Consider the following 11059-nt stretch of genomic DNA (forward strand, 5'->3'; position numbering starts at 1 on the left):
CGCCACCGCGGCGCCCCCGCGCGACCCCGGCGCCGGCCGTCCGGTGCGGGGGCCCGGGCGGCTGGACGTGCCGGGCGCGGTCACCGGGACGGCGGCGCTCCTCCTGCTCGGGTACGCGATCGGCGCGCTGGGCGACCCGGGCGCCCGCACGGCGGTCTGGCCGTGCCTGGCCGCCGGGGCGGCGCTGCTGGCCGCGTTCCTGGTGATCGAGGCGCGCAGCCCGCACCCGCTGATGCCGCTGCGGCTGTTCGCGGTGCGGGCGGTCAGCGGCTCCGCGGCGGTGAACGCGCTGGTCGGCGCGGCGCACGTGCCCGCGTTCGCGCTGCTGGCGCTGTACCTGCAGAACAGCCAGGGCTACAGCCCGACCCGGTCGGGCCTGGCGGTGCTCCCGGTCGCGGCGGTCAACATCGTGGTCTCGCGCACCCTCATCCCCTACGCCCTCGAACGGCTGGGCGCGACGGGCGTGCTGGCGGCGGGGATGGCGTCGCAGGCCGCCGCGATGGCGTGGTTCGCGCGGCTGCCCGCCGACGGCTCGTACGTGGTGGACGTGCTGCCCGCGGCGCTGGTGTTCGGGGTGGGGCTGCCCGCCGCGTTCGTGGGGGTGACGGTGCCCGCCGTGACGGCCGTGGACAAGGACGACACCGGCATCGCGGCCGGGATCGTCAACACGGTGCAGCGCGTCGGCTCCGGCCTGGGCGTCACCGCCCTCCTGCTGCTGGCCGCCGAGGCGGGGGGCTCCACGCCGGAGGCCTACCTCGACGGCATCCACGCGGGCTTCGCCGCCGCCGCGGCCCTGGCGGCCCTCGGCTGCCTCCTCACGCTGTCCCTGCTCCGCCCGGGCCCCGGCCGGGCCTCCTGAAAGCCGCGGCGCCCCTGCCGTCCCGCCGGTGGACGGCACGGGCGCCGTCCGGCGTCAGGGCCGGATCAGGCCGTAGAGCCTGGCGATCTCCCGGTCGTCGGCGATCAGCGGGAGCGTGTCGAAGGTCAGCGTCCAGTCGGTCGGCTTGCCGTCGCGGTGCCCGAAGCGCTCGATGATGCCGAACGAGGTGGTGCGGCCCTGGCTGTTCACCGTTCCGTACCACTCCTGGTAGGTGGCCGCGGGGGTGTTCACCCTCTCGCCGGGCTCCAGCCTCGCGGCGGGGTCGGCGCCGAACGTGCTGAACAGCCGCCGCAGGTAGGCGAGCTTGCCGCCGCGGGTGTGCAGCCGGCGGCCGTCGAGGCCGGTGCCCGACAGCGGGACGTTCCGCACGGAGTTCACCAGTGCGGCGGCGTCCCGCCGGTTCCAGGCCGCGGCCCGGCCCGCGACGTCGTCGGGGGACGCCGGGCGTCCGGCGGCCGGGGCGGCGGCGCGACCGTGGTCCCGCACGTCGCCGAACAGGTCCCGCAGGGAACCGTCGAGCGGCCTGAACCACCGGAACCGGTCGTAGTAGCGCCTCCCCTGGACGACGTCGCCGTTCCGGTCCAGCACCACCCGGTAGATCGCGGGGTAGGAGACCTGGTTGCCGTTGATGACGGCCTCGTTGTGCGCGCCGTACATGACCACGTTCGGGCCGACGGCGACGCGGGTCGGCCGGAACCCGAACGAGGGCACGAGGCGCAGCGACCCGCGGATCGAGTTCTCGATGTTCGCGCGCCCCCGGACCGGCTCCCTGGCGGCCTCCCAGAGGGTCGCGTCCTCGTGCCACATCTCCCCGTAGGCGGCGACCCGCCGGTTCAGGTCCGCCTCGTCGGGCGCGCCGGGGGTGGTGTAGGTCGGCATCGCCCCGAACCGCGTCTGGCGGTCGATGAACGTCCGGGCGGCGGGGGTGGGCGTCCCCTCGACCACCGCCGGGCCGTCCGCCCGGGCCGTGACGGCGGGGACCATCGGAACGGCGATCGCGACGGCGACCACGAACGCCTTGACCGAACGTGTGTCCACGGGTGCTCCTTGCGGGGTGAGGCCGAGCTCGGGAAGAACACCGCCAGCCTCCCGGACCACGCCATCGAAGATCGATTACGTGCGGGGTCATGCGTCGCGCCGGTCACCGGCGGACCGGCCGCCGGAGGGCGGCCGTCACCTTCGCCGCAGGGGGTGAGGACGCCGGACGCGGAGCGCGGATCGGTGACCACCGCCTCGGGAGCGGGCGCAGCGGACCGCCGAGGTCACACGCGACGCCGGCAAGGAGGCGTCCCGTCACCCCCGACGGGAAGTGGTGGTGGCGTCCTCGGGGAGCAGGAGCGCGCGGTTCCGCCAGGCGCGTTCCCACTGGCGGGTCAGCGCCGGGTAGACGACCAGGTGGCGGAACGGCGCGATGGAGGCCATGTACAGCCGCCCGAACCGGCCGTTGGGCTTGACCAGGACCGCCATCCGCAGCTCGTGGCCGCCGTCGCCGGTCGGCGCCCACCCCAGGTGCATGAGGGTGTGGACGGTCTTGTTGGCCAGTTCGCGGACGGACTCGTCCGGAAGGTCGTACACCGGGCTGAACGGGGTGGCGTCGGCGGCGGAGTCGTCCGCGGTCTCGCGGAGGTCGTCCGGCAGGCGGTCGCGCAGCGGCCGGACGCGCGTCCCGAGGCCCGCCCTGGACCCGTCCCAGCCGAGCAGGGCGCCGAGCTTCCAGCGCACCGCGAACAGGAACCGGACCGCAGGAGGCTGGTTGGCGAACCCGCCGCCCGCCCGCATCGCGGCGAGCATCACGGGGAAGTCGTCCGGCCCGGCGCCGGGGGTGCGGAAGGACCACACGTCCTCGACCTCGAAGTCGGGGGCGATCTCGTGGATCCGCCACGGCCGGTCGGTATGGGCCGTCCGAGGAAGCTTCATGGCCGCGACCGCCTCTCCCGCGCCGGGACGCCACCCGCCGCTCACTTCTATACGCCTACGTATAAATCGAGGCTAGCCCGTTTATACGCCCGCGTATACACGGCGAAGAGGTGAGCTGGGGCACATGGCGGGCGCAAGGGCAGGCCGGGGACCTCTGCCGGGGAGGGGTTCGGGGGTTCCGGGCCCGCTGCAAGGGGTTGTCGGGGAACGGGCCCGGAACGGGTCAGCTTGCTTGGGACTCCTCTTCTTGTAGGTCCTCGTCGTGGGAGGAGAGTTCTCTTGCGGTCAGGGCCGGGTGGATCGCCGACGGAGGGATGCCGGCGGCCATGATCTCTCGGAGCAGCCAGGCCAGGGGGTAGTCGGGGGCGGCGCGGTCCAGGGCGATGTTCGCCAGGGCTCCGTCGCCCGTGCTGTAGGCCGCGTAGGCCAGCAGCACCGCCGGGGCCGTGATGTAGGGCTCCTCCACCCGGCGGACGACGTAGCGCCAGAACTCCAGGTGGGGGCCGGGATCGTCGGGGTCGATGCGGATCCACGCCTCGTCGCGGACCCGGGTTTCGGTGAGGAGGACGCCCAGCCAGGCGACCTCCTCACCGGTGGGCGGCGGACCGTCGCCGCGGACCCGGGCCGACAGGTCGTCCAGCAGGGCCGTGCCCTCCCGGACCGCGCGGGAGCGGATCCGGGCCGGGGACAGGCCCTGGCGGGCCCAGTCGAACCAGCGCTGCTCGGCCCGGGTCGTCGCCTCCCGCATGGGCAGGCCCAGGGAGGCGATCGAGCGGACCAGGTCGGAACGGCCGGGCAGCACCACCTGGCCCGCGAGGGTCGCCTCGGCGGCGATCTCGGTGGCGGCGATGTCGTAGCGGCGGCCCTCGGGGGGACAGCACGGGCTCGCGCAGTCCAGCGACCACCAGCGGCCGTCACCCACCCGCATCGTCTCGGCCACCTCGACGCCCGCGTGCTCCAGGGCCGGGCGGATCCGGCCCACGGCCGCCGCGACGCGGCCGGGCGGGCCGTAGCCGAGGAGCACCGCCCGTTCGAAGCCGTTGTCCGTCAGGACGGCGGCCAGGCGCTCCCCCTCGGGATCGCCGCCCTGGGGAGGTAAGTCCTGGCGGAGGGCGCATGTGCCGTGGGGACCGCCGTAGGCGACCAGCACGATGCTGTCGGAAGGGTGGAAGCCGAGCAGGTAGGGGACGGCCGCGATCACGTCCTCGGGGGTGCGGATCCTCATCTGAGGGCGTTGGTTGCTCATGGGTCGAGCCTGGCAGGCGGGGCGCGGCTGCCGACAGGCCGGAGGAGGACCTGTGGATAACTTCTTCAGCCCCGGTCCGCCCGGCGGCAGGTCGCCGCCCTGCACGCGCGGAGGCCCGTCAGCCAGGCGTGCAGGCGGCGGAGGGTGGCCTTGTTCGTCTTGCGGACCAGGTTGTGCAGTTGGTGCGGGTCTTTCGCGCGGTCGTAGAGCTGGCGCTCGCCCGTCGCGTACTCCACGTAGGTGTAGCGCGGTGTGCGCAGGGCCGCGTAGGTGGGCGGGAGCGGGCAGCCCTTGCGGGTCCTCGTGTCGCAGTCGGGACCCTCGGGCCTGTTCCTGGGCCGGTCCGCGAAGAACTCGATCAGCATGCCGCGCCGCCACGCCACCCGGCGGCGGGCCAGGACGGGGACCAGGGAGCGCCCCTCCACGAACGACGGCACCCGCGCCCCGGCCAGCTCGGCGAACGTCGGCGCCAGGTCCACCGTGCCGCTCGGGGCCGTGATCCGGCCGGGGCGGACGCCGGGGCCGTGGACCAGCATCGGAACGCGCACGTCCTCCTCGAAGGGCGTCGTCTTGCCCGGCCGCAGCCGGTGCTGCCCCAGGTGGAAGCCGTTGTCGGAGGTGAAGAACAGGTAGGCGTCACGGGCCCGGCCGGTGCTCTGGAGGGTCCGCAGCACCGCGCCGACCATGTCGTCCACCGCCAGCAGCGAACGCATCCGGGCCCGGTGGACGCGGTCGATGCGCCTGACCTCCCCGGGCTTCAGCGGCGGCAGGCGCCGCAGCCAGCGGGGCTCGGACCGGGGGGCCGCGCGCCCGAACGACGGGGTGCGCGGCGCCCGCGCCTTCCCGAACGCCCGCGCGTGCCGGGGCGCGTGGGCGGCGGGCAGGTGCGGGGCCACGGGCGCCAGGTGGAGGAACAGCGGCCGGTCGGCGGGGGTGGAGGCGATGAACGACGTGGCCCTCTCGGTGAGGATGTCGTCCAGGTGCCTCGCGTGGGGGCGGCGCTTCCCCCGCTCGACGAGGAGGTAGTCGCGCTGGCGGTAGAGGTTCCGGGCCGTGGGCACGCGCCAGTCGTCCCAGCCGGGCGGCACGTACGCCGGACCGGCCGTGGCCGGGTAGCCGTTGAGGAACTTGCCGACCAGCGCCGTCCGGTAGCCCGCCGCGCGCAGCCACGTCCCGACGGTGGAGCGGTCCAGGCCGCGGGCGTGGAAGCGTTCGAAGCCGCCGCCGGGCGGGTTGTTGGTCCGCACCCCGTGGCTGTGCACGTACTGCGAGCGCAGGATCGTCGCGCGCGACGGGCAGCACCAGGAGTCGGCGACGGTGAAGTTCGTCAGCGCGGCGCTCTGGCGGCGCAGGCGCGCCAGGTTCGGGAAGCGGCGCAGGTCGTCGTGGGCGCCGAGGTCGTCGGCCACGATCAGCACGATGTCGGGGCGGCGCGGCGCGGCGGCCGAGGAGGCCGGGGCGTCCCCGCCCACGACCACGGCGGACGCGGCGAGCAGGGCGGGGACCGGGGCGAACGCCCAGGGGCGGCGGGGGTGGAACACCGGGGGCCTTCCTGACGAGCGGGTCTCCCCCGACTCTTCCCTGACCGCCCGCCCCTGTCACTCTCCGTGAGGGCGTGTTCCCCCTAGGCGTCGAGGACCTGGTTCTCGCGCCGCACGACCGGCGGCTCGGTGGACCAGGGGAAGTTGATCCACTGGTCGGTGTGCTTCCAGACGTACTCGCACTTCACGGACGAGCGGGGCTTCTCGTAGATGACGGCGCAGCGCACGTCGGCGACGTGGTCGGCGCAGAAGTCCCGGACCAGCTTCAGGGTGGCGCCGGTGTCGGCGACGTCGTCGGCGACCAGCACCTTCGCGCCCGACAGGTCCACGGCGTTCGGCACCGGCGGCAGCATGACCGGCATGTCCAGGCGCTGGTCGACACCGGTGTAGAACTCGACGTTCATCACGTGGAGGTTCTTGACGTCCAGCGCGTAGCCGAGGGCTCCGGCGACGAACAGGCCGCCGCGCGCGATCGACAGGATCAGGTCGGGCCGGTAGCCGCTGTCGGCGATCTCCTGCGCCAGCGCGCGGCTGGCGGTGCCGAACAACTCCCAGGTCAGGACTTCTCTTTCCGCAGACACGAGCCCCATCTTCGCCGATCGCCCGGGGTGGTCCGGACGCGGGGACCGGTCAACCGCACACGTCCACGGCGATCTTGCAGGCGTCGAGCGGGAGCGTTCCACGCAGCACGGCGGGCCGGGTGCCGTTCGGCCCCGGGGCGGTCATGACGCTGGCCAGCCCGTCGAAGAAGCCGGTGAGGCTGTCGAGCAGGACCAGGAGCTCGCGGTCGTGCCCGGCGGCGAGGCGGGCGTAGGGCGCGGTGTCGTCGACCAGGCCGCCGAGGTTGCCGCCCTGTCGCTGGAGGGTGCCGCCGACCCGGGTGGACAGCCGCCCGGCCTCGTCGAGCAGGCGGGTGACCCTGTCCGGCGCGCCGGTCGCCAGCGGGGCCAGCGCGTCGGCGTCGCGGGCCACGCCGACGACCGTGTCGCCCCGGTCGCCGAGCGTGCCGGACAGCCCGGCCAGGTCCTCGGTCAGGCGGCGCAGTTCCGCGCGGCGCCGGTGGGTGGCGTCGACGACCTTCGCTCCGTTGTCGACGGCGCGGCGCAGGGCGGGGCCCTGGTTGTCGAGGCCGCGCGCGAACGTGTGCGCGAGCGTCGCCACGTCCTGGGGATCGACGACCCTGCCGAACTCGTAGGCGGGGCGGGCGGTGTCGGCGGGGTCGGCGGCGTCGCGGGTGCGGGTGACGGTGCCGCCCTCGGCCAGGTAGGGGCCCGAGCCGCGGCCGAGTTCGAGGGTGATCTCCTTGGGGCCGAAGACCGAGACGGGATCGACGCGGGCCTCGGCGTCGCGCGGCACCCGGACGTCCCGGCCGACGCGCATCCGGACGCGGACCCGGCCGTCGGGATTGAGGCCGACCGATTCGACGCGGCCGACGGTGACCCCGCGCACCTTGATGTCGGACCTGGCGTCCAGGCCCTGACCCGCCCGGCCGAAGACGGCGTTGTAGGTGGTGTCCGCGTTCGCGGGGAGCGCGGGGAACGCGACCGCCGTGGCGGCCCCGGCGATCGCGACCGTGCCCAGCAGGGCGAACCTGGTCCGCGAACGCGCCGACAGCCCCGAATCGGCCATGCCGTTACCCCCTCTGCCCGGCCACAACCGGCCGCCCGCCGTAAGTGAGCACTTGCATTATCCGGGGCACACGGTCCCGGCCGTCACCCACCGGCCATGTGATCTCTTTCACGAAGATCGTCCGGCGTTCCGCCGGTGGTCGCGGCGACCGCTCCTCGCGGTTCCGGCCAGAGCGCCCCCGGCGGACGGTAGCGTTGGGCGACGTGCCCGCCCCTGAAGTGCTGACCGCCAGCGAGACCCGGACCCCCGACATGGCGACCCTGCTCGCCGCCGCCGTCGAGGCGATCGGCGGCGCCGAACGCCCCGGCCAGGTGAGAATGGCCGAGGCCGTCGCGCACGCCGTCGAGAGCGGGGAGCATCTGGCCGTCCAGGCGGGCACCGGCACCGGCAAGTCCCTGGCCTACCTCGTCCCGGCGATCCGGCACGCCGTCAGAAACAGGACGACCGTCGTGGTGTCCACCGCGACCATCGCCCTGCAACGCCAGCTCGTGGACCGCGACCTGCCCCGGCTGGCCGAGGCGCTGGAACCGCACCTGGGGACCGAGCTGAAGTTCGCGATCCTCAAGGGCCGCCGCAACTACCTGTGCCTGCACCGGGTGCAGACCGGCGTCCCCGACGACCCGGAGGAGGTCGGCGAGAGCCTGTTCGACCCGCAGCAGCTGTCGACGCTGGGCCGCCAGGTCAAACGGCTCAACGAGTGGGCCGAGGAGACCACCACCGGCGACCGCGACGAGCTGGTGCCGGGCGTCAGCGAGCAGGCCTGGCGGCAGGTGGCGGTGACGGCGCGCGAGTGCCTGGGCGCCCAGCGCTGCCCGCAGGGCACCGAGTGCTTCGCCGAGCTGGCCCGCGCCGAGGCGGGCGAGGCGCACATCGTCGTCACCAACCACGCGCTGCTGGCGATCGACGCGCTGGAGGAGTTCCAGGTCCTGCCCGACCACGACGTGGTGATCGTGGACGAGGCGCACGAGCTGGTGGACCGGGTCACCTCGGTCGCCACCGGGGACCTCAGCGCGCCCGCCGTGGAGATCGCCGCGCGCCGGTGCGGACGGCTGGTCGAGGAGGGGATCGCCGATCGGCTCAAGCAGGCCGGGGAGGCGCTGGGCCACCTCCTGGAGGACCTGCCCGCCGGGCGGATGGACGTGCTGCCGGAGTCGTTGGGGCAGGTCGTGGCCGTGGTGCGGGACGCCGCCCACGCGTGCCTGACCGCGATCGGCCCGGAGAAGAAGGAGCTGGACCCGGCGGACGCGGGCGCGCGCAAGGCCGCGCGGTCGACGCTGGAGGAGATGCACGACACGGCGGTGCGGCTGCTGGAGTCGTTCCAGCCGCCGATCGCCGAACGGTTCGACGTGGTGTGGCTGAACAAGCCGTTCGTGCCGGACGGCCGCCCCCGGCGGCCCCCCGCGCTGCACGTCGCGCCGATCGGGGTCGGCGGGCTGCTGCGCACGACGCTGTTCGAGAAGCGGACGGCGATCCTGACGTCGGCGACGCTCACGCTCGGCGGGTCGTTCGAGCCGCTGGCCGGGCAGTGGGGGCTACCGCCGCTCGGCGAGGGCTCCTCCCCCGACGCCAGGACCGCCGCCGAGGGACTGGCGAAGACCGCCACCAAGGACGGCAAGGGCGGCAAGGGCGACGGGGAGGCCAAGAAGCTCGTCTGGTCGGGGCTGGACGTGGGGTCGCCGTTCGACCACGCCCGGTCGGGGATCCTGTACGTCGCGCGGCACCTGCCGCAGCCGGGACGCGACGGGCTGCCCGACGCCTACCTCACCGAGATCACCGAGCTGATCGAGGCGGCGGGCGGGCGCACGCTCGGGCTGTTCTCCTCGATGCGGGCGGCCCGGCAGGCCGCCGACGAGCTGAAGGACCATCTGTCCCACCCGTTGCTGTGCCAGGGTGAGGACTCCACGTCGCTGCTGGTCAAGCAGTTCGCCGAGGACGAGCGGAGCTGCCTGTTCGGGACGCTGTCGCTGTGGCAGGGCGTGGACGTGCCCGGCCCGTCGCTGCAACTGGTGATCATGGACCGGATCCCGTTCCCGCGCCCGGACGACCCCGTGCAGTCGGCGCGGCAGCGGGCGGTCGCGGCGCGCGGCGGCAACGGCTTCATGGCGGTCGCCGCCACGCACGCGGCGCTGCTGCTGGCGCAGGGCGCGGGCCGCCTGCTGCGGTCGATGGACGACCGGGGCGTCATCGCGATCCTCGACCCGCGCATGGTCACCGCCCGGTACGGCGGCTTCCTGAAGAACTCGCTGCCGCCGTTCTGGGCCACGACCGACGCGGAGAAGGTACGCGGCGCCCTCCGCCGCCTCGACGCCGCCGCCTCCTGAGGCAGACCGAAAACCACCCGCCACCCCCGGCCCCGCACGCGAGCGCGTCCGGAGGCTGAGGCCGGGATCGAAGCCGAAGGCGAGATCCCGGCGGAAGATCGCGAAGCGATGCAGCGCTCGCCCGCTTTTCGGTCGGTTCCCGAGCCCCCGGGCGAGGGGTTCGGGCCGAAAGGCCGATTCAACACGCGCTGCCCCTCCCGGTGGGGTGAACCGGGAGGGGCCCCATGGGGGCGGGTGTGCGCGTCGGTGAAGGACCCCCATGGGTGCTCAGGTCGCCCGCGCCTCCGACAGGGGACGCAGGTCGGTGCGGCGGGTGGTGCCGGTCTTGGCCAGCAGGCTGGCCACGTGGGTGTCGACCGTGCGGTGCGACAGGAACAGGCGTTCGGCGATCTGGCGGTTGGTCAGGCCCGCCGCGACCAGCTCCAGCACGTCCATCTCGCGGCTGGTGACGCCCGCCGCGCGCAGCGGCGCTGGGACGGGGGTGCGGCCGCGGCCCCGGCGCGTGGGCGCGCCGGCCCGCCGCAGCAGGTCGCGGCAGGTGCGGGCGAGGCGGGGTTCCCCGGCGCGGTCGAACACGTCGAGGTCGGCGCGCAGCACGGGCACGGGGTCGCCCCACCCGTCGGCGACCGCCGCCTCCAGCGCGAGCAGCCGGCACAGCCGCCGCCACCAGGGGTGCTCCGCCAGCACGAGGTCGCCCATGGCCAGCAGTTCGGCGGCGCGGCCGGAACGTCCCGCGCGTCCGGCCGCGACCGCGTCGGCGTAGTGCAGAACGCCCTGGTTCACGCCGCGCAGCACCGCGGGGGAGCGCCGCAGCGTCGTACGGGCGTCGTCGGAGCCGTGGACGGCCCGCAGCAGCGCCCACAGCCCCCACAGCGGGACCGGCGCGGCCTGCGGCCGCCCGACCAGGCGGCGCATGCCGGAGTCCAGCAGCCGGTCGGCCTCCGCCAGGTCGCGGTCCAGCAGGCGGCGCAGGGCGGACACGGCCGGGGTCAGGGCCGCCACCTCGATCGGCGCGTCGGGGAGGTCGGCGGCGGTCGTCAGGGCCCGGTCCATGCCCTCGTCGTCGGCGTCGGCGGCGTGGGCGAAAGCCACCAGCAGCTCCGCGACCGCGCGGGCGCCCGAGAGGCGGAGGCGGGCGGCGCGGCCGGCGGTCCGGCGGGCCAGGGGCGCGGCGGCGCGCGGCCCCTCGGCCGTGCAGATCGTCTTGGCGCGCAGCAGGTCGCAGGCGACGACCTCGGCCAGCAGCCCGGCCTCCAGGGCCAGCTCGCGCGCCTCGGCCAGCGCCGGGTGGGCGCCGCCCTCCACGGCGGCCAGGCCGGTCAGCGCGGCGATCCGCCAGGGGGTGAGGCCGTGTTCGGCGGCGACCTGCGCGGCGTGGCCGTAGGTGGCGCGGGCGACCGGCGGGTCGTGCGACGTCGCGCAGCGGCCGAGGGCGATCAGGGCGCGGCACAGGGCCTCGCCGTCGCCGAGGCCAGGCCGCGCCGCTCCCGGGGCACCCGGTCGGGCACGATCGCGGTGACCGCGG

9 protein-coding genes are annotated in these 11059 nt (G+C 75.1%); 2 read left to right on the forward strand and 7 right to left on the reverse strand.

Translation table 11 applies throughout. The annotated features are described in order from the left end of the window. On the forward strand, nucleotides 1–859 hold an 859-nt coding region (locus tag AKI01S_RS52295; protein WP_501162097.1), incomplete at its 5' end, for an MFS transporter. A gap of 54 nt (nucleotides 860–913) precedes the next feature. Here AKI01S_RS52295 and AKI01S_RS46325 read toward each other — a convergent pair. The 6 genes from AKI01S_RS46325 to AKI01S_RS46350 all read right to left on the reverse strand — a co-directional run bounded on the left by AKI01S_RS46325 (nucleotide 914) and on the right by AKI01S_RS46350 (nucleotide 7213). Beyond that, entirely contained in the window at nucleotides 914–1918 is a 1005-nt protein-coding gene (locus tag AKI01S_RS46325; protein ID WP_067832830.1) for a nuclear transport factor 2-like protein, read from the reverse strand. Between the two features lie 255 nt (nucleotides 1919–2173). After that, nucleotides 2174–2797, reverse strand: coding sequence for a DUF2867 domain-containing protein (locus AKI01S_RS46330; protein ID WP_067832833.1), 624 nt, complete (start codon nucleotides 2795–2797; stop codon nucleotides 2174–2176). A gap of 223 nt (nucleotides 2798–3020) precedes the next feature. Then, nucleotides 3021–4043, reverse strand: coding sequence for a DUF4192 domain-containing protein (locus AKI01S_RS46335; protein WP_067832836.1), 1023 nt, complete (start codon nucleotides 4041–4043; stop codon nucleotides 3021–3023). A 65-nt stretch (nucleotides 4044–4108) separates the two neighbouring features. Further along, nucleotides 4109–5584, reverse strand: coding sequence for a sulfatase family protein (locus AKI01S_RS46340; protein WP_067832839.1), 1476 nt, complete (start codon nucleotides 5582–5584; stop codon nucleotides 4109–4111). Nucleotides 5585–5667: 83 nt separating this feature from the next. Continuing rightward, nucleotides 5668–6165 (reverse strand): phosphoribosyltransferase, encoded by a 498-nt coding sequence (locus tag AKI01S_RS46345; RefSeq protein ID WP_067832845.1) that lies wholly within the window; start codon nucleotides 6163–6165, stop codon nucleotides 5668–5670. 49 nt (nucleotides 6166–6214) lie between these two features. Then, on the reverse strand, nucleotides 6215–7213 hold the full coding sequence (locus AKI01S_RS46350; protein ID WP_067832842.1) for an MlaD family protein: 999 nt from the start codon (nucleotides 7211–7213) through the stop codon (nucleotides 6215–6217). A gap of 251 nt (nucleotides 7214–7464) precedes the next feature. Here AKI01S_RS46350 and AKI01S_RS46355 point away from each other — a divergent pair, with 251 nt between their 5' ends. Further along, a complete protein-coding gene (locus AKI01S_RS46355; protein ID WP_157420642.1) occupies nucleotides 7465–9534 on the forward strand; it encodes an ATP-dependent DNA helicase in 2070 nt (689 codons plus the stop codon). 267 nt (nucleotides 9535–9801) lie between these two features. Here AKI01S_RS46355 and AKI01S_RS53110 read toward each other — a convergent pair. Next, nucleotides 9802–11059, reverse strand: a 1258-nt coding sequence (locus tag AKI01S_RS53110; protein WP_218010077.1) for a helix-turn-helix domain-containing protein, incomplete at its 5' end; no start/stop codon positions are given.

This window comes from Actinomadura kijaniata NBRC 14229 (assembly GCF_001552175.1).
Classification (GTDB): Bacteria; Actinomycetota; Actinomycetes; order Streptosporangiales; family Streptosporangiaceae; genus Spirillospora; species Spirillospora kijaniata.